The sequence below is a fragment of the Niallia sp. HCP3S3_B10 genome (assembly GCF_052064465.1).
In the GTDB taxonomy this organism is placed as follows: Bacteria; Bacillota; Bacilli; order Bacillales; family Cytobacillaceae; genus Niallia; species Niallia hominis.
Window position 1 is genome coordinate 29,178 of sequence record NZ_JBQHVO010000031.1, and the last position, 26,089, is coordinate 55,266.

General features: G+C 33.5%; 25 protein-coding genes, 1 tRNA gene and 1 rRNA gene. 13 read left to right on the forward strand and 14 right to left on the reverse strand.

All coding sequences use genetic code 11. The features are described from left to right. The first annotated feature begins 114 nt into the window (after positions 1–114). Positions 115–447, forward strand: coding sequence for a four-helix bundle copper-binding protein (locus tag ACTNDN_RS14255; RefSeq protein WP_031536952.1), 333 nt, complete (start codon positions 115–117; stop codon positions 445–447). A 155-nt stretch (positions 448–602) separates the two neighbouring features. On the opposite strand, the gene ACTNDN_RS14260 is transcribed toward ACTNDN_RS14255, so the two are convergent. Continuing rightward, positions 603–1,601, reverse strand: a complete 999-nt coding sequence (locus tag ACTNDN_RS14260) for a potassium channel family protein (RefSeq protein ID WP_331280225.1) — start codon at positions 1,599–1,601, stop codon at positions 603–605. 81 nt (positions 1,602–1,682) lie between these two features. Next, positions 1,683–2,558 (reverse strand): TetR/AcrR family transcriptional regulator, encoded by an 876-nt coding sequence (locus ACTNDN_RS14265; protein WP_031536954.1) that lies wholly within the window; start codon positions 2,556–2,558, stop codon positions 1,683–1,685. Positions 2,559–2,995: 437 nt separating this feature from the next. Between ACTNDN_RS14265 and ACTNDN_RS14270 the strand changes: the two genes are divergently transcribed. The 3 genes from ACTNDN_RS14270 to ACTNDN_RS14280 are packed head-to-tail and all read left to right on the forward strand — an operon-like array spanning position 2,996 to position 5,423. Further along, the gene (locus tag ACTNDN_RS14270) at positions 2,996–3,733 is read left to right on the forward strand and encodes a GTP cyclohydrolase II (protein WP_031536955.1); all 738 of its coding nucleotides are present in this window, start codon (positions 2,996–2,998) and stop codon (positions 3,731–3,733) included. An 11-nt stretch (positions 3,734–3,744) separates the two neighbouring features. Next, positions 3,745–4,845, forward strand: coding sequence for a bifunctional diaminohydroxyphosphoribosylaminopyrimidine deaminase/5-amino-6-(5-phosphoribosylamino)uracil reductase RibD (ribD, locus tag ACTNDN_RS14275; protein ID WP_031536956.1), 1,101 nt, complete (start codon positions 3,745–3,747; stop codon positions 4,843–4,845). A 20-nt stretch (positions 4,846–4,865) separates the two neighbouring features. After that, positions 4,866–5,423 carry a 5' nucleotidase, NT5C type gene (locus ACTNDN_RS14280; RefSeq protein ID WP_031536957.1) on the forward strand — a complete coding sequence of 186 codons (558 nt, stop codon included), beginning with the start codon at positions 4,866–4,868 and terminating at the stop codon, positions 5,421–5,423. A 126-nt stretch (positions 5,424–5,549) separates the two neighbouring features. On the opposite strand, the gene ACTNDN_RS14285 is transcribed toward ACTNDN_RS14280, so the two are convergent. Genes ACTNDN_RS14285 through ACTNDN_RS14295 form a run of 3 tightly spaced genes read right to left on the reverse strand, consistent with a single transcriptional unit; the run spans position 5,550 to position 7,181 of the window. Next, a complete protein-coding gene (locus ACTNDN_RS14285; protein ID WP_031536958.1) occupies positions 5,550–6,026 on the reverse strand; it encodes an Lrp/AsnC family transcriptional regulator in 477 nt (158 codons plus the stop codon). Positions 6,027–6,072: 46 nt separating this feature from the next. Then, a complete protein-coding gene (locus tag ACTNDN_RS14290) occupies positions 6,073–6,612 on the reverse strand; it encodes a chromate transporter (protein WP_031536959.1) in 540 nt (179 codons plus the stop codon). Positions 6,613–6,614: 2 nt separating this feature from the next. Next, complete coding sequence (locus ACTNDN_RS14295; protein WP_031536960.1) at positions 6,615–7,181, reverse strand: chromate transporter; 567 nt, start codon at positions 7,179–7,181, stop codon at positions 6,615–6,617. 409 nt (positions 7,182–7,590) lie between these two features. Between ACTNDN_RS14295 and ade the strand changes: the two genes are divergently transcribed. After that, a complete protein-coding gene (gene ade / locus ACTNDN_RS14300; protein WP_441131335.1) occupies positions 7,591–9,324 on the forward strand; it encodes an adenine deaminase in 1,734 nt (577 codons plus the stop codon). Between the two features lie 546 nt (positions 9,325–9,870). Here ade and ACTNDN_RS14305 read toward each other — a convergent pair. From ACTNDN_RS14305 to ACTNDN_RS14315, 3 genes are all read right to left on the reverse strand, one after another. Then, positions 9,871–10,191, reverse strand: a complete 321-nt coding sequence (locus ACTNDN_RS14305; RefSeq protein ID WP_251628039.1) for an 8-amino-7-oxononanoate synthase — start codon at positions 10,189–10,191, stop codon at positions 9,871–9,873. Further along, entirely contained in the window at positions 10,188–11,111 is a 924-nt protein-coding gene (locus ACTNDN_RS14310; RefSeq protein ID WP_251628036.1) for an HD domain-containing phosphohydrolase, read from the reverse strand. Before ACTNDN_RS14310 ends, ACTNDN_RS14305 begins: the two co-directional genes overlap by 4 nt. 522 nt (positions 11,112–11,633) lie before the next feature. After that, positions 11,634–11,888 carry a general stress protein gene (locus ACTNDN_RS14315; protein WP_031536964.1) on the reverse strand — a complete coding sequence of 85 codons (255 nt, stop codon included), beginning with the start codon at positions 11,886–11,888 and terminating at the stop codon, positions 11,634–11,636. A 125-nt stretch (positions 11,889–12,013) separates the two neighbouring features. Between ACTNDN_RS14315 and ACTNDN_RS14320 the strand changes: the two genes are divergently transcribed. From ACTNDN_RS14320 to ACTNDN_RS14330, 3 genes are all read left to right on the forward strand, one after another. Further along, the gene (locus ACTNDN_RS14320; RefSeq protein ID WP_235251704.1) at positions 12,014–12,382 is read left to right on the forward strand and encodes a hypothetical protein; all 369 of its coding nucleotides are present in this window, start codon (positions 12,014–12,016) and stop codon (positions 12,380–12,382) included. Between the two features lie 190 nt (positions 12,383–12,572). Continuing rightward, positions 12,573–13,244 (forward strand): response regulator transcription factor, encoded by a 672-nt coding sequence (locus ACTNDN_RS14325; RefSeq protein ID WP_031536966.1) that lies wholly within the window; start codon positions 12,573–12,575, stop codon positions 13,242–13,244. Positions 13,245–13,260: 16 nt separating this feature from the next. Further along, positions 13,261–14,484, forward strand: a complete 1,224-nt coding sequence (locus ACTNDN_RS14330; protein ID WP_031536967.1) for a sensor histidine kinase — start codon at positions 13,261–13,263, stop codon at positions 14,482–14,484. A 59-nt stretch (positions 14,485–14,543) separates the two neighbouring features. Here the strand turns inward: ACTNDN_RS14330 and ACTNDN_RS14335 are convergent, their stop codons facing one another. Continuing rightward, complete coding sequence (locus ACTNDN_RS14335; protein WP_441131336.1) at positions 14,544–15,287, reverse strand: NADPH-dependent oxidoreductase; 744 nt, start codon at positions 15,285–15,287, stop codon at positions 14,544–14,546. Positions 15,288–15,770: 483 nt separating this feature from the next. Continuing rightward, the gene (locus ACTNDN_RS14340) at positions 15,771–16,553 is read right to left on the reverse strand and encodes an SDR family oxidoreductase (protein ID WP_441131337.1); all 783 of its coding nucleotides are present in this window, start codon (positions 16,551–16,553) and stop codon (positions 15,771–15,773) included. Positions 16,554–16,741: 188 nt separating this feature from the next. Between ACTNDN_RS14340 and ACTNDN_RS14345 the strand changes: the two genes are divergently transcribed. The 4 genes from ACTNDN_RS14345 (at position 16,742) to ACTNDN_RS14360 (ending at position 21,195) form a co-directional block, all read left to right on the forward strand. Next, a complete protein-coding gene (locus ACTNDN_RS14345) occupies positions 16,742–17,737 on the forward strand; it encodes a zinc-dependent alcohol dehydrogenase family protein (protein WP_441131338.1) in 996 nt (331 codons plus the stop codon). A 76-nt stretch (positions 17,738–17,813) separates the two neighbouring features. After that, on the forward strand, positions 17,814–18,053 hold the full coding sequence (tlp, locus tag ACTNDN_RS14350) for a small acid-soluble spore protein Tlp (RefSeq protein WP_192840957.1): 240 nt from the start codon (positions 17,814–17,816) through the stop codon (positions 18,051–18,053). Positions 18,054–18,299: 246 nt separating this feature from the next. Continuing rightward, entirely contained in the window at positions 18,300–19,472 is a 1,173-nt protein-coding gene (locus ACTNDN_RS14355; RefSeq protein WP_441131339.1) for a beta-ketoacyl synthase N-terminal-like domain-containing protein, read from the forward strand. 1 nt (position 19,473) lies between these two features. Beyond that, positions 19,474–21,195, forward strand: a complete 1,722-nt coding sequence (locus tag ACTNDN_RS14360; protein ID WP_349205125.1) for an ATP-binding protein — start codon at positions 19,474–19,476, stop codon at positions 21,193–21,195. Between the two features lie 199 nt (positions 21,196–21,394). Here the strand turns inward: ACTNDN_RS14360 and nspC are convergent, their stop codons facing one another. The 4 genes from nspC to ACTNDN_RS14380 all read right to left on the reverse strand — a co-directional run bounded on the left by nspC (position 21,395) and on the right by ACTNDN_RS14380 (position 25,450). Continuing rightward, positions 21,395–22,534 (reverse strand): carboxynorspermidine decarboxylase, encoded by a 1,140-nt coding sequence (gene nspC, locus ACTNDN_RS14365; protein ID WP_031536975.1) that lies wholly within the window; start codon positions 22,532–22,534, stop codon positions 21,395–21,397. A 10-nt stretch (positions 22,535–22,544) separates the two neighbouring features. Then, on the reverse strand, positions 22,545–23,744 hold the full coding sequence (locus tag ACTNDN_RS14370) for a saccharopine dehydrogenase family protein (RefSeq protein ID WP_031536976.1): 1,200 nt from the start codon (positions 23,742–23,744) through the stop codon (positions 22,545–22,547). Positions 23,745–24,026: 282 nt separating this feature from the next. Then, positions 24,027–24,102: transfer RNA gene (locus ACTNDN_RS14375), tRNA-Ala, on the reverse strand. Positions 24,103–24,757: 655 nt separating this feature from the next. Next, positions 24,758–25,450: an MgtC/SapB family protein gene (locus ACTNDN_RS14380; protein WP_031536977.1), complete on the reverse strand. Its 693-nt coding sequence runs from the start codon at positions 25,448–25,450 to the stop codon at positions 24,758–24,760. 564 nt (positions 25,451–26,014) lie between these two features. Here ACTNDN_RS14380 and ACTNDN_RS14385 point away from each other — a divergent pair. After that, positions 26,015–26,089 (forward strand): 16S ribosomal RNA (locus ACTNDN_RS14385); the annotation flags it as partial.

Here is a 26,089-nt window from a genome sequence, read left to right on the forward strand (position 1 = left end):
TAAGTTATCGATAGCTTTTTTTATTCCATTACCTTCTATTTGTGGTCCCATATGTTTAAAGAATTCTTATAAGGTTAAATAAATAGAAATGGTTAATAGAAGGAGGAATTAGAAATGCTAGTTGAAAAAGAACAGGTAGTTATTAAATCATTACAGGAATGTATGATTGTATGTAATCATTGCTTAAATGAATGTTTAGCTGAAGATAATGTGTCGGCAATGGTTGATTGTATTCATTTAAATAGAGAATGTATCCAGTTCTGCAGTTATCTTGAACAAGCTATTATTAGAAAGTCACCGTATGCCAAAGAGTTCGCAGAAATTTGTCTATCTGTTTGTGAGGATTGTGCTACTGAATGCAAAAAACATGATCATCGTCATTGCCAATATTGTGCGCAAATTTGTATGGAGTGTGTAGATGCTTGTAAATCATTTCTAGAATCTTAAAATATTGTATGGAAGGAATGCTACGAGCTAATGAAAGCAAAGCCCTAGTTTCTTCATGCAGTGAGTTATAGAATACATTCAATTTTTTCATATTCTGATGCATACTGCTTTTTGTTGGCAAAGCAGTATGCATTGGAAAACTGACATCTCTGGCACTAAGTAATAATAATTAATTCATCCTTTTCTTCCAATACAAAGGAAGAGTTGGGATTTAGATAACTAGTTCCCCCTCTTTTCACTCCTAACAATAACTTCCCATTTGCTAATAAATAATGATTTAATGTCAAATAATCCACTAATTCTTCATTAATATTTTTTAGAGGAATAAATTGAAGTTTTTTATCTTTTAGTTGATTTAAAAGCTCTAGAAATGCAATCATCGTGTCTTGTGAATTTAAGCTATTATGCATAACGAAACTTGTTAGACTATTTGTTTCAATAATTTCATCTGCTCCAGCTCTTTTAGCATTCTGTACTTGTTCTGTAGTAAGTATTTCAACAATACATGGTAAATTTGCATTCAGCCCTTTTATCGCGAGTAAGGTTAAAATCGAATGCATATCTGCTTGCAGTTCTTCTTTGTTTTGGTCTGCAGTTATTATAACCTTATGAGCAGTCAGTATATTAGCCTTTAGTAAAACATAATCTAAATTAGAATTTCCTTTTACAAAATGTATTTTTTCAGGTACTGGATTAGTAGCTAAGGACTCGTCGATTAATGTAACAGGAATATTTTCTCGATCTTTAATAATGGAATGAATCATTAGCTTTGACCGCTCATTCCAACCAATGATAATCAAATGATTTTGTCCTCTATAGGTTGATTTTCCTTCTAAATAGGCATTTTGTTTAGCTACAGCTGCAGTAGCCAATGTCACTAAATAGGTAGAAAGGAACCCTACGCCTGTTAATATTAATGCAATGCCCGTTAATCTTCCAAGAATCGTTATAGGAGCATAGTCACCATAGCCAACTGTGGAGGTTGTTATAATTGCCCACCAAATTCCTTCAAATAAAGTGGGAAATGTTTCTGGCTCAATCCAGGTGATAAAGAACCCAAATAGGATAATAATAGTTAAAGAAATCGTTAATACACGTATACTCAACGGCAATCTTAAAAATCTTGAGAGCATGGAATTAGGCAAAGTAGACACCTCTTAAAGTTGTTATCCTTTGCATTATTGACCAATAAAAAAGCTTTCATAATCATATGAAAGCTTTTTTATCCAGTATTCTTAAAGTGCTATATGATAAAAATTAGCAATTGTTTGTTGTTCTTCTCTCAGAATTTCATAATTATTCAAGTTAGACAGCATTCCTTTAATAATAGGAATCCTTGGCTTATCGGCATCAATTTCTGTCATTAACACTTCCATTGTTACTTCGATCTCTTGTTTAGTTGAAAGGTGCTCGACTTTACTTAGAATCGAGTTAACAGCATTGATAATTTGCTGGTGGCTATCTTCTAGAAAGTTTATCTTAGGTTTCTTTATAATATATTTTATAAAATCATTAGATATTAGTGGTGGCTCGTTATTTGCATCCATATCCGATATAATAGAATCTAATCTTTTCAAAAGATAATTGGAAATATCTTTTGTTGAAACATTGCTTGATTCTAGAATTACAATTTTTAAAAAAGAATGGACAAGGCCTTCCTGAATTATTAGAAGGTCTAGAAGGTATTTTTTCTTCTCTTCACCATAAATAGCATGGAGACCTTTGAGATGATAATTTTGCATTTCTGATTGCATGCGTAATAATAAATCTTTAATAGAGCTATTTAATGGGATTGCCTGTTCTTTTGACTGCATGATGATAAATTCTTTATGCTTTAAGGCGTGGCTAAACATAAAAGTAAGCTGATCCATGTATTTTTCTCTAGCAGGGATTGATTTTAGGCTGATTTCTTCAAAAATATTAATTAGTTCATCATAATAATATTGCAAAATTTTATAAAGAAGAGATTCCTTTGATTTAAAATATAAATAAAAGGCGCCTTTTGATATCCCACAATCACTTGCAATTTCTTGTACAGATGTTGAAGAAAATCCCTTTTGTGCAAAAAATTTTATTGCTGAATCAATAATTATTTTTTCTTTTTCTTTCACGTATTTTCCTCCTACGCTTATAGGAAATAATTAAATGACTAGTTGGTCAAATTGTCCCGAATTCATGACTAAGTAGTCAAATTATATAGTATATAACAAAAGAAAGCAAATGAATAGGATTTTCTAAGTCATGCTTGTATGAATATAAAGGAGCTTTTTACATTGTACGAATGAAGGATTTGCTATATGATAATAGTTATCACTAGGCTGACGAGTGGAAAAGTCGAGTAATCCAATTGGTAAAATTAATTATTTATATGCTATTTACTTGACGCTCTATCCTTATGATTATAAACTTACTTACATATAGTAAGTATCATGAGGCTTACTGATTTTCACATCCAATACGGATGATTAGTGGAAGAAAATTCTACATGATATATTTATATTGCTAATACAAAATAAAGAATACAACAGACAATAAAGGAGATTTTCGGATGGATCAAAATATTATCGATCTTCTTCAAAATAAAATGGAAATAATCGCATTTAATGAAGAGCAGAATTTAAGTTTAGTTGGACCAGTAAAACTGCCAGTACAACTGGGCGACCAAGTAGAAGTTTTTCAATGGTATACATGGTTACCAATCAATAAAAACCAAACGAAAGAAGAAGTCTTACGTTCATTACCGAATTTAAGCTTAGCTGAATATCAGCAATCATCTGTTTTAGTATATGGTGACTTCGCTAATGATGAAAATGCTTTAATACGTATGCATAGTATTTGTCATACTGGTGATATTTTTGGAAGTAAGAGATGTGATTGTGGATATCAATTAAAAGAATCAATGCGCATGATAGTGGAGAATGGGAATGGTGCCCTTTTCTATTTGGCAAATCATGAAGGCAGGGGGATTGGTTTATTTACAAAATCTCTCGCTTATATTTTACAAGAAAATGGGTTAGATACCGTTGAGGCAAATCTTGCACTTGATTTTCCAGATGATATGAGAAGTTATGAAGCACCGATAAAAGTACTTCAAGCTCTTCGACAAAAACCAGTGAAGTTAATTACAAATAACCCCAAAAAATTAGAGGCTCTAAAGAAACTTGGGCTTACAGCAGAGGAAAATGTTCCGTTATGGGGGGATGTTTCACCCTTTAATGAGAATTATTTAAAGACGAAAGTAAATAAATCTGGTCATATTCCTTTGAAAAATACAGTTACCATTTAAGGAGCATAGGTATGAAGCATGATCAAGAGTATATGAAGTTAGCATTGGAGCTTGCAGAATCTGCATTAGGTAAGACAAATCCCAATCCAGTAGTAGGTGCTGTGATTGTAAAGGATGGGGTAATTGTCGGCACAGGTCTTCATCGTAAAGCTGGGGAACCACATGCTGAGGTTCACGCTTTTAATATGGCAGGAGACCATGCAATGGATGCAACACTATATGTAACCTTGGAGCCTTGCTCGCATTATGGAAAAACACCTCCATGTGCATTGCTGGTTAAAAATTCAGGGGTAAAGAGAGTGGTTGTTGCAACAGAAGATCCTAATCCTCAAGTTGCTGGTCGAGGTATTAGCATCATAAGAGAAGCAGGAATTGAAGTGGAAGTTGGGATTTTAAAAAAAGAGGCACAGCAATTAAATGAGCGTTTTATTCATAATATGATACACGAAATGCCCTTTGTTATTTCAAAAGTTGCCATGACCTTGGATGGTAAAATTGCCACACATACTGGACATAGTCAATGGATTACTGGAGAAACAGCAAGAAAAGAAGTGCATCTTTTAAGAAACAAAGTAGATGGTATATTAATTGGTGTTGGGACAGTATTAGCAGATAATCCAAAATTGACAACCCGATTAGATGGACCTTCAAAGAACCCGATTCGAATTATCTTGGACACGAATTTACGAACACCCTTAAATGCTAATATAACAGATTGTAAAGAGGCACAAACGATCATTGTTACGGCTGCAAATATTGATTCAGAGAAAGCAATGGCATTGAAAGGAAAGGGAGTTGATTTGCTAGCTGTCTCTTCTATTAATGGAAAATTAGATTTAAAAAATGCATTACAACAATTATACAAAATCGGAATAACGGATATCCTTCTTGAAGGTGGAAGTGAAGTAAATGCAAGCTTTATGCGCGAGGGACTAATTCAAAAGTATTTAGTATATATTGCTCCTAAAATAGCAGGGGGGGCTAATTCCTATACGCCATTTAGAGGGGAAGATATCGAAAAAGTCGATGAGGCGGTTCCATTACGTTTTGAAAAGACGGAATGGATAGGAGAAGATATTAAAATAACTGCTTATCCGATAAGGAATGCATAGAATCTATGTGGAGGAAATAAATGAAGTTCGGATTTGATATAGATGATACGCTGATCAATTTAAGACAGCATGCCTTTAATATTTATAATAAAAAGCTTAAAAAGAATATTCCATTAGCAAGCTTTCATGCATTGAAAACGGTAGAAATTCACGAACCATTTGGATTGAATGCTATCGAAGGAAAGCAACTATGGGATTCACTTCGAGAAGAAATATATTTTACAGATTGTTCGCCTTTTCCTGGAGCTGTTGAAGCTTTAAATGAACTTGTTCATAATGGCCATCAAGTTTATTATATTACAGCGCGAAATAAACAATTTGCAACAAAAACAAAGGAGTGGATGAAGGAGATAGGTTTTCCTGTTGTGGATCATCACTTTTATTGCGGAATGGAAGATCATGAGAAAATAACGATTATTCAAAATCTCAAATTAGATTATTATTTTGACGATAAGCCAGCTGTTCTGGAAACGCTCATAGATCATTCTACACAGCTTTATGTGAAAGACCATCTTTATAATGAGCATCTTGAATGGAATCGAATAAAGGATTGGAAAGAGCTAAAGCAATTATATTAGTTTCTTACTCCAAAAATAAATGAGGCTGGGGTATAAGCATCTCAACTAATAATAAACACGAACTATAATGTGATTAATGTTATTTAGTTTTGTCCCAGCCCCATTTATTCTTATTTTATCGGAGTCTTATAGCTTCATTCCGATTCTGCTTTTATATCGTTTGATAAGGATTTGGCAGTCTACACTTGCAACGCCTTTTGTTGCATAAAGCTTATTTGTTAAAAATGTCTCCATCTCTTGGTTATCGTAAAATATGCCGTGCATATGTAATTTACTTGGACCAGTCATATGATATAGGCTGGTGACAGCAGGATCCTCTGCCAGTGTTCTTGCAACTTCCTCTAAATAGGATGGTTCCACATCTACATTAAAAAAAGCAGACACTGTTTTCCCAACTTTAGCAGGATTAATGACCGTTGTGAATTGCTCAATAATTCCTTTTTCAAAAAGCGTATTCACTCTTGTTTGAACAGCTACTCGTGAAATACCGATTTCTTTGCCGATATCAGTATAAGAAATGCGGCTGTTCTCGTGTAGTAGCGACAATATCTGTCTATCTATTTTATCTAGCTTGATATTAGGCACATAAAAATTTTTATCCATAAAAAAATCCTCCAACAAAAGATTCATCTACTTTCCAAATCTAAGTTTAGCTCAAGTGAGGAACAACAAGCCCTCCATAAAGAAAGGCAAGAACAATAACTATTGCTGGGTGTACTTTCCATTTTTGTAACAATAAAAAAGCGATTAATGCAATCGCTGCAGATTGAATGATCCCGATGGAATGGTAGGAATCTTGAAACATCTCAAACGTCAATACAAGCATTAAAGCAGTAATAACTGGTTGTACAAGCAGGGTCATCCCTTTTACAATCATTGAGTCCTTATGTTTCCTCATTAGTTTTAATAAAAAGATAAGCCCTATAGCAGAAGGTAGAATCGTTGCTATTAACGCAACAGCAAATCCTCCCCATCCACCTACTCCATAGCCTACATAGGCAGCGATCTTTGTAGCAACTGGTCCTGGTAACGCATTAGCAAAAGCCAACATATTGGAGAATTCGGTGTTAGATAGCCAATTGTATCGATTAACTATTTCTTCATACATTAAGGGGATAGAAGCTGGGCCACCACCATATCCTAATAAATTAGCTACTAGGAAACTGAGAAAAATACTCACAAAAATCATATTTACATTCCTCTTTCTTTTTTATGTAAGAATTTCTGTTTTAATTTAAAATGGAAGGCTCCATAGGTTAGAAAAATGAGTACGACAATACCAGGGTGTATCGAAAATGTTTGTAATAAGAGGAGACAGACAATTGTTAAGCCGATACCAACATAGATTCCTAGTCCTTTCACTGCTTTTTCTCCAAATTCATATGCCATTAAGCCAAGCATTACCGAAATTACAGGTACAACTGCCGAGACCATACTTGTTATTATTGGCGAATGACTAAGAATAGATATAAATGAAAATAAGAATACCATAGCTAAACAAGTCGGCAAGATGTGAGCGAAGACGCTAACAATTGCTCCAACGGTCCCTTTTTGACGATAGCCTAAATAGGCGGCAATTTTCGTTGCAATTGGTCCAGGAAGAGTGTTCGCAATGGCTAACACATCCCCAAACTCCTCATTATCCATCCACTTATACTTAGTCACCGCTTCGTGACGAAATAATGGGATTACGGAAGGGCCTCCACCAAATCCAAAAATACCTGAACGTAGCATCGCTAGAATTAAATCTTTATACATATAATTATTTCTCCTTTCTTTACAATTGAAACGACAGAGGGGAATCATCATTACGATACGTAATTATAATATCACTTATTTCGATAATATGTTTAAATAATATGTAAAAACAATACTAATGGGAAGTAAAGTTGCAGTAGTATGTGCGTTGAAAAATAAATCAACATATAATAAAATGATAAAAATATATTTAAAATTAGAGTTATCTTTCTCTAGCTTTCGTAAATAACCATTCATTATACCATTCCTATGCACGATGAATTAAATATTAGTATAGTTGGTGTTGATTTTATTGCAGAATGATCTGTTTACAAGAAACAATTTATACGAAAGTAGCCTTCCTTAAGTAGGTTTGTTGTAGCACTTTGTAAAATGTGAATATTCGGAATTAACGAGGAGGGATTTGTTCTTGAGAGATAAATTGGAAAAAAGAATTAGAGTTTCTGCGAAAAAAGAACTTGCTGATTTAGTAATTACCAATGCAAAAATTGTCAATGTTTTTACTGGTGAAATAATGACAGGAGACGTTGCGATCGCGGATGATACAATCGCTGGAATTGGTAGTTATAAAGGCAAAAGTATAGTTGATGCGAAAGGAAAGTATTTAATTCCTGGTCTTATTGATGGTCATGTACATATTGAAAGTAGTATGCTCACACCTCAGGAATTTGCGAAAATACTATTGTTGCATGGTGTAACCACAGTAATAACGGATCCACATGAAATTGCAAATGTTGCAGGTGCAGATGGCATTCAGTATATGTTAGATAAATCCGAAAATCTTCCATTGGATATTCGTGTGATGCTGCCATCTTGTGTACCTGCTGTTCCAGAAGATTCCAATGGTGCAACCTTATATGCAAAAGATTTAGAGGCTTTTTATTCCCACGAAAGAGTATTGGGATTGGCAGAAGTAATGGATTTTCCATCTGTATATGAGACGAACTTGAATATGATTGATAAGTTGGTGCTGACCAAAAAAAATAATCGCTTAATCGATGGTCACGCGGCAGGTATTGAAAGAGAAAAATTAAATGTTTATAGTGCTGCAGAAATCAGGAATGATCATGAAGCGACAACGTTACAAGAAGCAAAAGATCGTTTAGATTTAGGAATGTATCTAATGATAAGAGAGGGTACTGTTGCCAAAGATTTGAAAGCTTTATTGCCTGCTGTAACAACGAGAAATTCACGAAGATGTTTATTGGTAACAGACGATAAATTAGTAGATGATTTAATAGAAGAAGGTAGTGTAGATCATAGTGTGCGCATAGCGATAGAGCAAGGGCTAGACCCTATTATTGCCATTCAAATGGTGACAATTAATGCGGCTGAATGTTTTCGTTTAGAATCAATTGGAGCAGTATCTCCAGGCTATCAAGCTGATTTTCTGCTTGTCGATAATCTTGAAGAATTAACCATTCACAGTGTATTTAAAAAGGGTGAATGTGTGGTAGAAGATGGGAAACTACTAGAAGAGAAGCTAATTGAACATTCCTATTTGGCTACTAATTTACCGCCGATAAATTGTGCAAAAGTAACCTTAGATGATTTAAAACTTCCCTTAGCATCTGATTTATGTCATATTATCGAAATTATTCCGAATAGTATTGTTACAAATGAAGTAATTGAAAAAGTAGAAGTGGAGAATGGGAATTTTAAATCTTCTTTGAAGAAAGATCAACTGAAACTAGTTGTTGCTGAGCGACATCGCGAAACTGGAAATGTGGGAAAAGCAATAGTAAAAGGATTTGGATTTAAAAATGGTGCAATCGCCACAACTATTTCTCATGATTCCCATAATATCGTAGCAGTTGGAACAAGTGATGAAGACATATTGTTGGCAATTAATGAGTTGCAAAATATAAATGGGGGAATAGTGGTAGTATCTGAAGGATTAGTAGTTGCCACGCTCCCGTTACCGATTGCTGGGTTGATTTCAGATCAAGATTATTTAACCCTGTATGAACAGCTAAAGTCATTAAATCAAAAAGTAAAAATTCTGCAAGGAAATGATACGTTTAATCCTTTTCTAACCTTATCTTTTCTATCATTAACTGTAATTCCTACCTTAAAGCTTACAGACAAAGGATTATTTGACTTTCATTCTTTTACTTATAAAGATGTAGCAGTTACTAAATAATAGATTTTTTTCTTTTTTAATCTTTTGTTCATTATTTGTTCATAATTATTCGATATTCTATAAATAGGTTAAGAGTTTCCCCTCTTAAAATATATTTGACCCGAAAGAGATTTCGGGTTTTTTCTTTTTTAGCCCATGATTATCTTGATAATGTAGAGTTCTATATTGAATAATGGAAATTGAATGTTTAAAGTCGCCAAAAAAAGTGAATACTTTTATAAGGGTATACAAATTAATCAATATAGACATATAATTTATCATTAATTTAGTAATAATGAAAGCGTTTTCTGATATAATGAATGTATAGATCATCTACTTACTAATGAGGAGTGGATAATGATGGAAGAACAAGCAAATTTTTTTAATGGGCTAAAATGGGGAGTAATTATTAGTATACCTTTGTGGATTTCGTTTTTCGGCTGGATAAAGCTAATTATTAATATGGCATAATAGCATGGAAGTCTTCTTTAAGCTGTTTTTTATATAATCATGTAGAGCTGCAAAAACAAGGTATGGAAAGAATTATCTTTCCATGCCTTACTTAGATTAAGCTTGAGGAAGTGGTGGATCGATTCCAAGAACCTTCTCGCCATCTACTGTTAACCAAATATAGTAATGATCAATTTCTTTACCAATAATCTTTTCAATTTTTGCAATTAATTTTTCTTGAACATCAAAAGAAAGATTTGCAGTTTGGTCGCCTAGTGGCACATTTTTAAGACCAAGACTATCTGCAATTTGTCTTGCTTGATCATAAGATACCTCGATGTATTTGTCATACTCTGGTAAGTAAGCAGCTTCTGCTGGCTTTACTTGGAATGACACAATTAATACTACGGCTAGTAAACTCCATACTAACTTTTTCATAAAATCTCTCCCTTTTCATAATTTAATATTTTTTCTTTTAGTGCTATAAAAGTATCGACCACTAAGGGGTGATACATAGTACCCCGGTTATTTAGTATTTCTTGAAATGCTTCTTCGGCGGATTTTCCTTTTTTATATACTCTGTCTGTTGTCATTGCATCAAAGGAATCAACCACGGATATTATTGAAGCCTCAATGGAAATTTCATCTTTTTTTAAACCTTTAGGATAGCCTTTTCCATCATATCTCTCGTGGTGTTGCTCTACAATTAATCCAACTTCACAAAGAACAGGTATTTTTGTTTCTTCAAGTAAATCCCTACCAAATGTAGTGTGTTTTTTCATAATGTCCCATTCATCTTCTGTTAATTTAGATGGTTTTTGTAAAATTTCTAATGGAACTCTAACTTTACCAACATCATGAAAAAAAGAAGCAAGATTTAATCTAGTAATTTGTTTTCTATTAAGATCTAATGCTTCTCCAACTAACATTGAGTATTGTTTAATTCTCTCGCAATGATCTACTGTGTATCCATCTTTTTCTTCTATAGAAATAGCAAGTTCCATTAAATCCCTAGAACATTGACTGTAATAATGAAAAACTGGTTGACTAGTTACATAGATAAATTCAGTATTTTCTTCAGCTGTAAAAATACTATATTTTTGAATCGGGCTCTCAAAAAAAGCCTGTCCTGCTTTCATTTCAACTATATCATCATCTGTTCGATGAGATAATTTTCCAGAGAGTATATAAAAGTATTCAAAACCTTCCCAATTATCTTCAGGCGTCATTGCCCAACTAGAACCAGGTTGTAATTTATGATAGATTACCTCGGTTCCATCTCCAGCAGCCATTAACGAAATTTGGAGACCTTTAAAATAAACGGTTTCTATAAACTCACCTGCATTAATGATGCCCACAATTTATTCCCTCTCTCTTATACAATAAAAATAGATTGATATAATCTATATAATTTCAATTATAGTTATTTTAAATCATAAATAATGTAATTTTAATAGGTATATTAGATTATATTATATTCCGTTTGAAAAAGGGAGAATATTCTCGAAATTTGTTTAAACCCCAACAAAATAATTGTAACAAAAAATAATTGTAAATAATAGTATTTATTGAAAAAGCTATTATTAAGGGGAAGACAAAAAATTTAAAATTACTAGATAATAGAATGATAGACAAGTAACTCCCAATCAGTATAAATATTGGTAATAAAATCAAACCTTTGAATAACTTTTGATGATATTGTATGATAGAAAGTAACTATTAATATGTAAAAAGGGACTAACCGTTGCAAAGTGTCACTTTTTGCAACGGTTAGACCCTTAATCGCTATAGTTTTTAATTTTTTAAAGTTCCTTTTTGGTGGAATATCTACCGGGCTATTTAACATAAGTTAAATTAGATAATGGATATGTCGGTATCCATTAATCATTGTCGTTACGAGAATTTCCGCCTTTTCGGCCAATTTCTTGGTAGAATTCTTTATCGTGGTTATCAGAAGTTGCCTGTCCACCTTTTTTACCGATTTCTTGGTAAAATTCCTTGTCGTGGTTGTCAGAGGTAGCTTCTCCACCTTTTTGTCCAATTTCTTGGTAAAAATCCTTATCGTGATTTTTAGAAGTAGCTTCTCCGCCTTTTCTTCCTGCTTCTTCTCTGCTCATTTTGTTGTTGTCTGCCATTTCTATCACTCCCATAAAAGATTTTTAATTAACGTTACATAGGTTATATAGCCGATTCTGAAGAGTATAAACGTAAACATATTGTTTTTAAGTATAGTAAATATTGGTAAAGGGGGAATTAAGGTATGATGATTTCAAGAGAAAGATTTATGAAAGTAGTTAGTTTTGCTGAGGAATTAGGATGTAAAGTTGTATATGATTCAACGAAAAAAATAAGTTTTAATACGAAAATGTATATTACCATTCCTTATCATTTTTCTTTAGAAAACACTTATGCACTAGCACATGAAATTGGTCATGTTATTGATTTTGTGAATGGAGAATTAAATCATGATAAATGGTTACATGACTGGTCATATCGTGTAAATGCGGAGATGAGTGCATGGGTCCACGCATATAAATTATTGGAGAACCTCGACATTCCATTACATAATTGGCAAACACATGTTAATGCGAAGCTAGCTAATTATTTTATTCTTCCAGAAGTAATATAAGGGATGCAAGCTAGCTCCTAAAGCGTTTATAATAATAGGCAGTGATTCATTTGTTAAAAATGGATTACTGCCTATTTTGATAAGTAAATAAAAAATATAGATATTAAGGATAAGTTAAGACGTTGCTATTAAAATAGAAAGAAGGTAAGTTTTAGATACAGACTGGGATAAAAGGTAAGGAGAACATTAAATGAAAATATTAATCGTAGAAGATAACAAACTGTTACTCGATTCTTTAAAAACAATTCTGGAAACAGAATACACCGTAGATATTGCAGATAACGGCGAAGATGGTATGTTCTTTGCAGGGCAGAATATATATGACCTGATTATCTTGGATGTGATGCTTCCACATGTGAATGGTTTTGATATTGTTAAACATATTAGAAAAGAGAAAATTAAAACACCAGTATTATTTTTAACTGCGAAGGATTCACTTGAAGATAGAGTAAAAGGCTTGGAATTTGGAGGAGATGATTATCTCGTTAAGCCATTTCAAACACCGGAACTTCAAGCAAGAATTAAAGCATTGTTAAGAAGAAGTGGAGCTCTTGATTTAGATGAGGGCATCAAGTATAAGGGAATCATACTAACAGGGAAAGAAAATGATATTTTAGTAAACGATAATCCAATCAAGTTAACCATAAAGCAGTATGAATTATTGGAATATCTTATTCAAAATAATGGAAAAATAGTAACGAAGGAACAAATTTTTGATCGGATTTGGGGGTTTGATTCAGATACAACGATTGCCATTGTGGAAGTCTTTATTCATCAGATTCGAAAGAAATTAGAACCATTTGATTATCATAAAGATATTCAAACTGTCCGAGGTGTCGGTTATATTTTGAAGGATTACTAAGGGGTAAAGTATATACATGTTTCGTAAAACAAGAATTAATCTAACCATTTTAAATTCGATTGTCTTTATTCTGCTAATGGCTATTATAGGTTATACCATATATCTATTTACGGAAAAGCAAACCTATCGTGAGGTCAATATGTCTCTTTATAATGGTATTGAAGATCTGAAGCGAATGGGTGAAAGAGATGGACGTGGTCCTATTCCAATGGTAGGTCCTAAATTAATGCTTATCCAGTGGAATAGTACCGGAGAAATTGAAGGAATCTCGGAAAACTCAATTATAGATTATACGGAGGAAGAGAAATATTTAAAACCGAATTCCATCAATATTTTAGAAAAGAAAACGTCGTCAGAAGGATTACAGTTTCAAACTATTTCTACTAATATAGAGATTAATGGAGAAACAAAGACAATTCAAATAATCAGGAATATTGATTCTGAGGAGAGTATGTTAGAACAGCTAATAATCATCATGACTGTTGGCATAAGTATTGGTAGCATATTTGCTGTAATTGCTGGTTATTTTTTGGCAGGGAGAGCTTTAATCCCTATCCAGCGATCATGGGAGGCCCAGCAACAATTTGTGTCTGATGCTTCACATGAATTAAGGACACCTTTAGCTGTTATCCAGTCACGTGCAGATGTGCTTTTTCAAAAACCGGAAGCAACTATTCAGGAAAGAGCATTGGATATCTCTGTTATTTCAAAAGAAACAAGAAGATTGAGTAAACTTGTAACAAATTTACTCACTTTGGCTCGATCGGATTCAAATCAAGTAGAAATAGTGAAAACGCAATTTGCTTTAGAGGAAGTAATCCATGATGTTGTTAATCAATATGCAGATATCGCTGATTTTCAAGGAAAAAAAATTTATGCCACTGTAAAAAACAAGATTTCGTTTATTGGTGATAAGGAACGAATACATCAATTGCTTGTTATTCTTGTGGATAATAGTATGAAGTATACGATGGAAGGTGGAGAGATTCAACTACTTGCGATGGAAAAGGCTAATTCGGTTATAATTCAAGTAAAGGATACGGGGATTGGTATTCCTAAAGAAGAAACTTCGAAAATCTTTAACCGTTTTTATCAAGTAGAACAATCAAGAACGAATCGAGAAGGGACAGGTTTAGGTCTTTCCATTGCAAAATGGATTGTTGAAAAACATGATGGTACGATAAAGGTAGATAGTACATTAGAAGTTGGGACGACGTTTGAAATTAATTTTCCTAAATAAAACTGGCTTGTTTCAAAGCATCTTTGGAACAAGCCAGTTTTTATGTTGCGTTATTATTTTCATTCTTTCATATCTTTAGAAAGAAAGCCCTGTTGTTTGATCATTTTTGCGTTACTAGGGTAATAGGGTTTGTCGTAGAAATTAGCAATTCGATTTGTCCATCCTACTGGTGCTTCTCCTCTATCTTTTAAATATTCTTTATAAGTAGCATTATATTCTTCAATAATAGCTTGTTGCTTTTTATTGTATTTTTCTTCATGAAGAACACTTTGTAATGGTAATCTAGGTTTTAGGCCTGGATCACCATCTGGATAACCGACGCAAAGTCCTGCGATGGGAATGACATAGGTAGGAAGCTCTAAAAATTCAATTACCTCTAAAGCGTTTCGACGAATACCGCCTATTGGAACAGTGCCTAAGCCAAGTGATTCAGCAGCCGTAATGGAATTTTGCATGGCAAGCCCCACATCAGTAGCACCAATTAAAATGGTGTCCACATCTTCAATTGCTTTAAATTCCTTTCCCTCCATTTCACTTGCTAATTTAGCTCGGTAGAAATCGGCACAAAAAACAAGGAAGGCAGGAGCATTTTCTACATGTTTTTGATTCCCGCATAACGCTGCTAATTTTTTCTTTCTCTCTACATCACGAACAAGGATAGCTGTAACATGCTGTCCATTTGTCCAAGAAGGAGCACTTTGAGCTGTTTCCATGATCAATTGTAGTGTTTCTAAAGTCACTTCCTTATCTTGATACGTACGATAAGAACGATGATTTTTTAAAAGTTGTATAGTTTCATTCATTTCTTGATACTCCTTTTGCAATATTTTCTTCCTATTTTAGCATAGGATAAAGAAGGAATCTCTTCTAGACAACTCTATGATAATAAAAGAGAAAAGGGTGAAGCCAAATTACCTATTATACGAAGAGACTGGGAAATAAGCATTTCAACCAACAACAAACACAAATTTTTATGCAAATAATTCGCATAAAAATTTGTGTTTGTTGTTTTAAAAAAAGGTTTAAGAAACGAAGTGTATGGAGCGAAGGACGCTCGACTCCGGCGGGAAATAGAGGCGCTTTAGACCCCGCAGCGTATGCGAGTAGACTCAGCTTCCTCCCCGGCGCATCAGCGTCTGTAGCGCAATGGAACGACTTAGTTTTTACACTTGACTATATATAAAAACATGGATACCATCATGAGAAAGTAGCTATTATTTAATAGCTGAATTAGAGATTGTTCATCTTTAAAGATTAGTTATTTAGTTTTGTCCCAGCCTCATTTCCTATAAAAGAGACTCTGCACCATCAATATAAATTTCTGTGCCTGTAATATGGTTAGATAAATCAGAGCTTAAAAAATATACTAAATCGGCCACTTGCTGTGCACTGCCTGATTCATTGGATAGTGGTTGATTCCCTTCAGGATATTCAACAGGTATCGTTATTTCTGTTAAGTGTTTCTCATCTTTAAATGTATTTTTTTCAATATTTGTATCTATTGCGCCAGGGCAAATCATATTTACTCGAATTTTAAATTGTGCTAATTCAAGTGCAGCCATTTTTCCGAATGCGACTTGGCCAGCTTTTGAGGTACTGTAAGCAGACATTCCAAAGTTCTTAAAAATACGATTTCCATTTATACTACTTGTAATAATAATACTTCCGCCATTTGTTTTCATATAAGGAATACTATATTTAACCGTTAAAAAGGTGCTTTTCAGATTTGTGTCTATCGCGTTATCCCATTCGGATGGTGTAAGATCTTCGATGGATGAAACGGCGCCATTAATACCAGCATTAATAAAAACGGTATCTAATTTATCCCATTTCTTAACCGTTTCATCAATAGCTCGTTGAATAGAAGTAGGATCAGCCACATTTGCTTCGATGGATATAGCTTCTTGCCCTTTATCATTAATGGAATTTTTCACTTCTTCTAAATCGTCAGCATTTAAGTCAACTAAAGCTACTTTCATCCCTTTATTTGCAAGTGAGAGTGCTGCTGCTTTTCCAATGCCTGAAGCTGCTCCCGTAATAAGTGCTACTTTATTTTTGAGGTCTGTCATTTTTGTATCCTCCTTGATAAATATCAATTACGATATTGTTTAGTATGATAGCGATAAGATACTAATATCCATTTTTTCCAAAGTAGAAACTTTTTTACTGCCAGTAGTAGAAAAAAGTGGATGGCAATCCTATATTTTCGAATTAATGCAACAAATTAGGTAATATGGATATAAAGGAGATGATTTTGATGAAGGCAATGGTAATAGAAAAATTTGGGGAGTCATCAGTATTTAAATTAAAGGAAATAGATACAAAAAGACTATTTCCTGGCCAAGTACGAATAAAAGTAAAGGCAACAAGTGTGAATCCCATTGATATTAAAGTTCGAATTGGTGCTGTACCAGGCGTTTCTCCATCCTTTCCAGCAGTATTGCATGGGGATGTTGCTGGGGTCATTGAGGAAGTAGGAGAGGGAGTAGAGTCCTTTCAAGTAGGGGACGAAGTATATGGATGTGCAGGTGGCTTCAAGGGGCTAGATGGAGCATTGGTAGAGTATATGATTGCTGATTCATCCGTTTTAGCACATAAACCACAAAATATTACTATGGAAGAAGCTGCAGCACTCCCTCTTGTTGGAATTACGGCATGGGAGTCATTATTTACAAAAGGTGATTTAAGAAAAGGAGATACTATCCTTATCCATGGTGGTGCAGGAGGCGTTGGCCATATTGCAATCCAGTTAGCTAAGTGGATGGGAGCAACTGTTTTTACAACTGCTTCATCCATTGAAAAACAAACAGTCGCAAAAGAATTAGGAGCTGATTATATCATTCCTTATCGAGAAGTGTCTGTAAAAGAGTATGTTGAAAAGTACACAGATGGGAAAGGATTTTCATTAGTTTTTGATACAGTAGGTGGAGATAATCTCGATCGTTCTTTTGAGGCAGCTTCCTTAAATGGTACAGTATTAACTATCGCTGCCAGGTCTACACATGATTTGACTCCTTTACATTCGAAATCACTTTCCCTACATGTTATCTTTATGCTTCTGAAACTCCTTGATGAGGAGAATCGTTTTGAACATGGAGATATCCTGCGAAATATCACTAAAGTGATAGAAGAAAATCGTTTAAAGCCACTACTTGATAAAAAGACCTTTTCTTTCGAGGAAGTAGGAGAAGCACATGAATATTTAGAGTCGGGGAAGGCAGTAGGAAAAGTAGTTCTTGTAAATAAATGGTAGTGTGTATTGAGGGGTAGCTTCGTATAAAAAACCAGATAGACATCCAAAATACAAACGAAGCATATAGGAAGGAGGAATAAAGGTGAGCTTTCAAAAGCCAAACCCCGATAATCGTTCTGATAATGTAGAAAAATTGCAGGACATGGTACAAAACACAATGGATAATATTAATAAAGCGGAAGAAACAATGGTTAATGCAAGTCCAGACGAGAAAGAAATGATTCAACAGAAAAATAAACGAAGAGAAGCTGCTGTAGAATCCTTCAAAGAAGAGATACAAGATGAAGCATCAAATAGAGAAAATGGCTATCAGTAAGTAAAACAATATGTTTTGTTAAAAGCAGGCTACACAAGGTTCTGACGATAAAAGCAAAGTGTTAGAAAAATTCTTGTTAATAAATGGGGATTGCTAATCATTAGCTTTGTTAGTTAGAAATACTTTGATGTAGCCATTTTTATTTGTATTTGTGGCAATTTGTACATTTTCGTTTATTTTACTGATGTAAATCGATTTTCATAGTAAAATACAAATGTAAGGAATATTATTTAGGAGAACATGAAGATGAAATCGGTTATTACTGGGATGGGGATAATAGGAGCGGGTTTTTCCAATATAAAAGAGTATACCACTGTACTTAAAAATAATAAAAGTATGTTAAAGCAGGAAGAATATGAAGGGAAATACATATATACTGGTAGGGTGCATGAAGAACAATTAATTAAGTTAAGTAGAAAGCAAGAAAAAATGTCTAAACCTGTACGTATGCTTCTACAAGCATGTAACGAAGCAATAGAGCAATCAAAAATTAATGTTAGGGATTATCGAACAGCAGTAATCGTTGGTTCTTCAGCAGGGGGCTTAGCAGATATTAGTAAAGCTGCTATTTCTTCAGAAAAAGGAAAAAGGCTTTCTCCTTATACAATTGGAAACATGAATGCTAATTCTTTATCCTCAAGCATTAGTGCTTATTTGGAAATAAACAGTTTATCATTATCGTTGGCAAATAGTTGTACATCGGGTATAGATGCTTTAAATTTAGCGAGAATATTAATTGAATCCAATCAAATAGATGTTTGTATAGTTGGTGCTAGTGATGAGTCTGTTTGTGACACTGTTATAAAAGGGTTTCTACCCCAGCGTGTTTTACAATCTGAAGAACATCCTCAACCCCTATTTGGACCATTTTCAGGAGGAAAAGGATTTTCAATCTCAGAAGGTGCTGGCGTGTTAATTGTGGAAAATGAGAGAATTGCCAATCAACGTAATGCCTCCATATTAGGGAAAGTAGAAGCGACAAGTGTTACACAGGATGCTGTTTCCCCCTATCAATCAGATTCCACAGGTTTGTTCATGCAAAAGGCAGTTGCTGAATGTCTTCAAGAGAATATGCCAACGTATATAAATAGTCAAGCTTTAGGTATATTGGAAAATGACCATATTGAAATAGGAGTTTATCAACGTTTTTTTGAAACGAATCAGATTCCGATTACATCTATTAAAGGAACAGTTGGCCATGCAATGGGAGCTTCTCCACTCTTTCAAATAATTGCATCATTAATAAGCATAAGTAATCGGTTTATACCAGCAACTATTAGCGCAGAAATAGATGCATATTATCGGAATTACCCAATAAATACAATGTTATTAGAACAAGAGATTGATCGGGTTTTAATAACAGCACACGGTTACGGAGGTAATAATGGGTGCGCTATGATAGCGAAAGGAGGAGCATAGTGTGGAAGCTATATTATTATTGATGGTTTCGTTAGTTCCACTCATTATTTCTGTGACGATAATTTTTTATTCACAGTCTCAGTTAACAAAGGCCTTATCGCTATTTTTATGTATGTTAGCTTTCTGGCAAATGGATATTGCTGTATTATATGCAGTAGATTTTTTGAAGCAGGAAACAATTGAACTTTTATTTAAAATATTTAGACTTGGAACTATCTGCATAATGCCAGTCATGTATTATTTTTCTTATTATTTAGTAAGCGAAAATAAAGAATTTAAACGATTTAGATTTGTGTTTAATAAGCCGTTTTTATACGTAATAATCATCTACAGTTTATTTGCATATTTTATTAATTTTACCAGCCTTGGCATTAAAGATTTTGTAGTAATAGAGGGTAATTGGCTTTCCTCCGAATATGTTCTTCCGATTTACGGGGAATGGAATATACTATTTATAATTAATATTGTCTTATTATATTTAAATACGATTATTTTATTGATCATTTCTTTTAAAATTAGAGATCCAATCTATAAAAGTTTTTATATAAAGTTTGTGATTGCTGTATTAATTATCTATATAAATGGTGTTTTTAGTGGTTATATTTTTATACCGCTGTTTTTTTCTAGTTTTAACTCATTAATTGCAGCAGTTATTTTATTCTTAAGTTTTTTCCAGATGCAATCAACACATATGAATATTATGAATATGGAGCTGTCGAGGCAAAGTGAATTATTAGAAGCGATTATGGATATAAACCCTAATTATCTATTAGTTAAGAATGGGAAAGATCAGATAGTCAAAATGAATCCTTCTTTCTTACATCTACTTTCATTAGAAAACAAGGTTTGGTTAGGTCAACCATTTTCTTATATTACAGATCGCATTAACATGGAAACAGAGAAACCTTATCGCTTTGTAGACAGTAGAGGGAAAAGCTACTTTCTGATTTGGGGAAAAAAAGAACTTATACATAGTACTGGGGAAGAATATCATATTTATTTTGGTAATGACATTACGGATCAAAAGCATAATGAACAACTGATGATCTCTTCTGAGAAATTAAAAGTGGTAGGCGAGATGGCAGCAAGTGTCGCGCATGAAATCCGAAATCCTTTGACGACCATCAGAGGTTTTATTCAGCTACTCAAGGAGAAGAATGATGCTTCTGGTTATGAAACGATTTTAATTGAAGAAATTGATCGAATTAATGAAGTCTTAAAGGAATTGCTTATACTAAGTAAGCCAGAGGCGAAAGAAAATGAAAATAATATTCTACCATTAACGAAAGTCTTTATGGAATTGAAAAATATTAAAGTTTTATTTCAAGCCCTGGCTAATGAACAAAATAAAGAGATTATTGTAGAAACTAGGAAGGATCAAGAATTAATAGCATCAATTGATAATTCCCAGTTTAAACAAGTAATGCTGAATATATTGAAAAATAGTATGGAGGCGATTTCGCCACAAACAGGTAAAGTAAAAGTTATTCTTGATCAGAAAAAGGATAATTGTCGAATTAGAATAATTGATAATGGTGATGGAATAAGTAAAGAAAGGCTAGCAAGAATAGGAGAACCTTACTATACAAGTAAAGAAAAAGGAACTGGTATAGGTTTAACAATTTGTTTAAAACTTCTTAAACAAAATAATGGAGATATGGTAGTGAAGAGTAAAGAGGGATGGGGTACAGTCGTAACCATTATGTTACCGTGTTATCATTAAACGATTATCCAGGGAAGGCAAGAAGTGAAAATGGGTTTTTTCTTTAATATTGTTTCTTTTCAAATTATTGATTACAAGATGGAATGATGCTTCAGACTGCAGTATTTCAAAACTCGTTAGCTTTACTAGAAGAATAAATAGCATAAAAAAAGGATATTTGAAGGGGAAAGCCCCTTTAAATATCCGCTTTTACAATTATTTAAGATAATCGATTACTATAATCTTCAAACACAAATTGGCGAACAACTTTTATTCCTTCTTCTTCATTATAGGAAGCTATAGAAGGTAAATTAACACCGTTAAACATATGGTTTTTTACCATAGTGTAGTGAGCCATGTCGCAGAAGACAATTTTATCGCCAGGCTTTAATGGCTTTTTGAAAGAATAATCGCCAATGACATCTCCAGCTAAACACGTCATTCCGCCGAGTCTATAGGTATATTCATTTTCACCAGGCGTTCCAGCATCAATAATATTCGGTCGATATGGCATTTCAAGCACATCTGGCATATGACATGTTGCTGATGTATCAAGAATAGCAATATCCATTCCATTATGAACAATATCAAGGACAGTGGATACTAAGTAACCTGTATTCAAAGCAATAGCTTCACCTGGTTCTAAATAAACATCTACATTATATTTTTCTTTTATAAATAATATAGATTCTACTAAGGTTTCAATATCATAATCTGGTCGTGTAATATGATGTCCTCCGCCAAAGTTGATCCATTTCATTTTCTTTATATGTTCACCGAACTTCTCATCAACTACTTTTATCGTACGCTTTAAAGTGTCAGAATTTTGTTCACACATTGTATGAAAATGAAGCCCGTCTATTCCATCTAATTCTTCTGGATTAAAGTTATCCATAGTTATGCCAAAGCGAGAGTAAGGAGCACAAGGATTATAAAGCTGTGTTTCTATCTCTGAGTATTCAGGATTAATTCGAAGACCTACATCAATTTTCTTTCCAGCGTTTTGAACCTTATCTTTAAATCGATTCCATTGGCTGTGTGAATTAAAAACGATATGGTCTGTATATTGAAGTAATTCATCGAACTCACTCTCAGCATATGCAGGTGCATACGCATGCACTTCTTTGCCCATTTTTTCATACCCAAGTCTAGCTTCAAATAATGAACTTGATGTTACCCCTGCTAAGTATTTTCCTACTAGAGGAAATACAGAGTGCATGGAAAAACCTTTTAATGCAAGCAGAATTTTTGCACCTGTTCGCTCTTGTACAGACTGTAAAATTTCTAAATTTCTCGTTAAAAGACGCTCGTCCACTACATAACTTGGGGATGGAGCTTGTGTAAAGTCAATCTTTTTCATTTCATTCCTCTCAATCTATAAGAGTTGGAGAGAAGTTCTCCTGCCATGGTAATCCATATTTATTTAATGCATCCATGAATGGATCTGGATCAAATTCCTCAACATTGTATACTCCTGGGCGCTTCCATTGGCCTTTCATAATCAGCATTGCCCCAATCATTGCTGGAACACCAGTAGTATAAGAAATTGCTTGAGATCCTACTTCACGATAACACTCTTGGTGATCGCAAATATTATATACATAATAAGTTTTTGGCTTTCCATCTTTTGTACCTTGAATGATACAGCCGATATTTGTTTTCCCTTTTGTTCTAGGTCCAAGAGAAGCTGGATCTGGAAGGATTTCTTTTAAGAACTGAAGCGGGATAATTTCTTTACCTTCATAATTAATTGGTTCAATAGATGTCATTCCAACATTTTCAAGAACCTTTAAGTGGTTTAGATAATTATCAGAGAAAGTCATCCAGAAACGGATTCTCTTAAGTCCCTTAATGTTTACAGCTAATGATTCTAATTCTTCATGATATAAAAGATAAATGTTTTTTGGACCAATTTGATCTAAATCATATTCTCTTTTTTCAGAAAGAGGTGGTGTCTCAACCCACTTGCCTTTTTCCCAATATCTTCCGTTCGCTGTGATTTCGCGAATGTTGATTTCTGGATTAAAGTTGGTAGCGAATGGATAGCCGTGATCTCCACCATTCGCATCGACAATATCAATATAATTAATCTCATCGAAATGATGCTTTTGTGCATAAGCAGTGAAAACACCTGTTACCCCTGGATCAAATCCACTTCCAAGTAAGGCAGTTAGACCAGCTTCTTCAAACTTTTGTTTATATTCCCATTGCCATTTATATTCAAATTTAGCTGTTTCAGGTGGTTCATAGTTTGCAGTATCTAAGTAATGTACACCAGTAGCAAGACAAGCATCCATTATAGTCAAGTCTTGATATGGTAATGCAACATTGATTACTATTTCTGGATTAAAGCTATTGATTAACTCAATCACTTCTTGTGTATTATCAGCATCGACTTGAGCAACTGAAACCTTTGTTTTGCCACCGTCAATTTTATCTTTAATTGCTTCACACTTAGAAAGTGTTCTGCTTGCAATACAAATTTCTTCGAATACATCCGGTACTTGACAGCATTTATGTGCAACAACACTAGCTACTCCACCAGCACCAATAATTAATGCTTTTCCCAACATGAATTACCTCCTTTAATACTACCTAAAAAAATTCAATAAGGCTGATTATACATAATGTGCGTAAAATAATCTATATAATCCAGTAAAATATAAAAAAATTTTAATGAAATTTAATTGATAGGAAATACAATTGTAAAAATAGGGAAGATTAGGAGGGTGAAATCTTAAATCAATTGATCAATTTGGAGGAAGAAGAGAAAGTGAAATTCAATTAATTAAGCTAACTATTGATAATAGACACAAAAAAACGACTATGATAGTCGTGTGTTTAAAACAGAATGGTGGAGACTATCGGGATCGAACCGACGACCTCTTGCATGCCATGCAAGCGCTCTCCCAGCTGAGCTAAGCCCCCAATTATAATGTTAATCTACATATATTATACAAAAATAGGCAGAAACTTCAAGTCTAAAAATTGAACTTAATCTATCTTTTTGATAAAGCTACACACTTCGGTAGATGGAATAAACAAAAACGGTAGGAATTACTTAAATAAGTGAATTCTTGTAAATTTAATTAAAAAGGGCAAATGCTGCAAATCTAAAAGGAACATATTATAGATAATACATGGGTTAAAACTATAAATGAAAATATAGATATTTGTTTTAATAGCTCACTTGGCATCCCCTTTTTCTGACTTTAGAGTAGGATAATATAGCATTTAGTTAATTCCTTTAAATAAATAGCATTCATTTAAAGAAAAAAATTCCGAGAAAACAACAAATTTTTTTCACTCGAAGAATAAATAAGTCTTATAGCTTAGTACTAGATGCCGAGTATCTTGTTTTATCTTCACATTATAGCCTCCTATTAGATTTATTACCGTAAGGCTCTTCTGTGAATTTCACCGTACATTTCCTAATAAAAGGTTTTGGACATCTTTAAAAAATCCCAAACAATTATACGAACCTCCTATTCATTGGCATCTTCGTATAATTATTTGGGATTATTGTATGCTGGAATATTTTTGTCCAAGCAACTTTCTTTTTTTAGTATTAAGGAATATGAAATTAATTTAAACTTTCAATTTCAATTTCTTTTACACCATTAATTTCGGAAATCTCTTTATATACTTCGGTCACTTCTCTTTTTTGATTAACAATTAATATAAGGTAGATAGAATGCTCACCAGTTTCTAAATCTTTTATCCTTAAATGCTTTATTCCTGTTTTTAAACTTTGAATTGCTTTTATAATAGTAGTTACATTTTCTTTTTGATGGGCTTTTAATTTCACTTTAATTTCTTTTTCTCTTAGTTGGCGAGGACCAATCGTGCTCATAAAGATGGGTACGAATTTTACGCTGATTAATAGAAGTGTCACTCCAATAAGAGCTTCTATATAATATCCTGCTCCAACCGCGATTCCAATTCCACCTGCTCCCCAAATCAAAGCAGCGGTCGTTAAACCGGAAATACTATCATTTCCTCTTCTTAGAATAACCCCTGCACCTAAAAATCCAATACCGGAAACTATTTGAGCTGGCAAGCGCAAAGGATCCATTTGGATATTAACCTGATCGCTCCCTGGGAATTTATAAGCTGCTTCGATTGAGATAATAGTTAATAAGCAGCTCACAATACTTATTACAAGACTTGTCTTTAGACCAACTGGTTTCCGTTTGATTTCTCTTTCTAAGCCAATGATTAATCCAAGACCGGCAGAAATGCCTATTTTTAATAAAAAATCAATATTGATATCCATAACGTTCCATCTCCTGCTATTAGTTAGTATGGTAAGCTCTCCTTATTACCGAATAAGTAAATGGATGAAATTTTTTAAAGGAAACAGGAAATAAAACAAAGTGTATTCTTTTAATGAATTATAGTGGTGAAATCTATTAGAAAAAATCCTAACGTATAATATCCTTAAAACGTAATTAGTAAACACCCAATAATACTAATTAAGTGTATGTTAGAAAGGGAAAAAAATTCTTTGTAATGGAGGATAATCCGTCTTTTTTTAGTAACTTATAAAAAAAGTTTAAAAAAGTATTGACCTCAATATTAGAATGGTGTTATATTTATATCCGTCGCTGAAACAACAAGAAATGTTGAAGTTAACGGCGGGAAAAGTTTTTTGAAAAAAACTATTGACATTGAATGTTGATAGGTGGTATATTAGGAAAGTCGCTTCTTGAGTGGCTAACTAAATTGCTCTTTGAAAACTGAACGAACAAACGTCAATAATAATCATTTTATAATGAACATTATAGAATGACAACAAGTAATAAAAAGCTAGAGTTTAGCATTTGAGCTAATCAACTCTTTATTGGAGAGTTTGATCCTGGCTCAGGACGAACGCTGGCGGCGTGCCTAATACATGCAAGTCGAGCGGACTTTA

Coding starts and splice junctions, on each gene's coding strand:
- ACTNDN_RS14255 (WP_031536952.1), top strand. CDS start 115: ATGCTAGTTGAAAAAGAACAGGTAGTTATTAAATCATTACAGGAATGT.
- ACTNDN_RS14270 (WP_031536955.1), top strand. CDS start 2,996: ATGGATCAAAATATTATCGATCTTCTTCAAAATAAAATGGAAATAATC.
- ribD (WP_031536956.1), top strand. CDS start 3,745: ATGAAGCATGATCAAGAGTATATGAAGTTAGCATTGGAGCTTGCAGAA.
- ACTNDN_RS14280 (WP_031536957.1), top strand. CDS start 4,866: ATGAAGTTCGGATTTGATATAGATGATACGCTGATCAATTTAAGACAG.
- ACTNDN_RS14285 (WP_031536958.1), bottom strand. CDS start 6,026: ATGGATAAAAATTTTTATGTGCCTAATATCAAGCTAGATAAAATAGAT.
- ACTNDN_RS14290 (WP_031536959.1), bottom strand. CDS start 6,612: ATGATTTTTGTGAGTATTTTTCTCAGTTTCCTAGTAGCTAATTTATTA.
- ACTNDN_RS14295 (WP_031536960.1), bottom strand. CDS start 7,181: ATGTATAAAGATTTAATTCTAGCGATGCTACGTTCAGGTATTTTTGGA.
- ACTNDN_RS14305 (WP_251628039.1), bottom strand. CDS start 10,191: ATGAAAAAGTTAGTATGGAGTTTACTAGCCGTAGTATTAATTGTGTCA.
- ACTNDN_RS14315 (WP_031536964.1), bottom strand. CDS start 11,888: ATGGCAGACAACAACAAAATGAGCAGAGAAGAAGCAGGAAGAAAAGGC.
- ACTNDN_RS14320 (WP_235251704.1), top strand. CDS start 12,014: ATGATGATTTCAAGAGAAAGATTTATGAAAGTAGTTAGTTTTGCTGAG.
- ACTNDN_RS14325 (WP_031536966.1), top strand. CDS start 12,573: ATGAAAATATTAATCGTAGAAGATAACAAACTGTTACTCGATTCTTTA.
- ACTNDN_RS14330 (WP_031536967.1), top strand. CDS start 13,261: ATGTTTCGTAAAACAAGAATTAATCTAACCATTTTAAATTCGATTGTC.
- ACTNDN_RS14335 (WP_441131336.1), bottom strand. CDS start 15,287: ATGAATGAAACTATACAACTTTTAAAAAATCATCGTTCTTATCGTACG.
- ACTNDN_RS14340 (WP_441131337.1), bottom strand. CDS start 16,553: ATGACAGACCTCAAAAATAAAGTAGCACTTATTACGGGAGCAGCTTCA.
- ACTNDN_RS14345 (WP_441131338.1), top strand. CDS start 16,742: ATGAAGGCAATGGTAATAGAAAAATTTGGGGAGTCATCAGTATTTAAA.
- ACTNDN_RS14355 (WP_441131339.1), top strand. CDS start 18,300: ATGAAATCGGTTATTACTGGGATGGGGATAATAGGAGCGGGTTTTTCC.
- nspC (WP_031536975.1), bottom strand. CDS start 22,534: ATGAAAAAGATTGACTTTACACAAGCTCCATCCCCAAGTTATGTAGTG.
- ACTNDN_RS14380 (WP_031536977.1), bottom strand. CDS start 25,450: ATGGATATCAATATTGATTTTTTATTAAAAATAGGCATTTCTGCCGGT.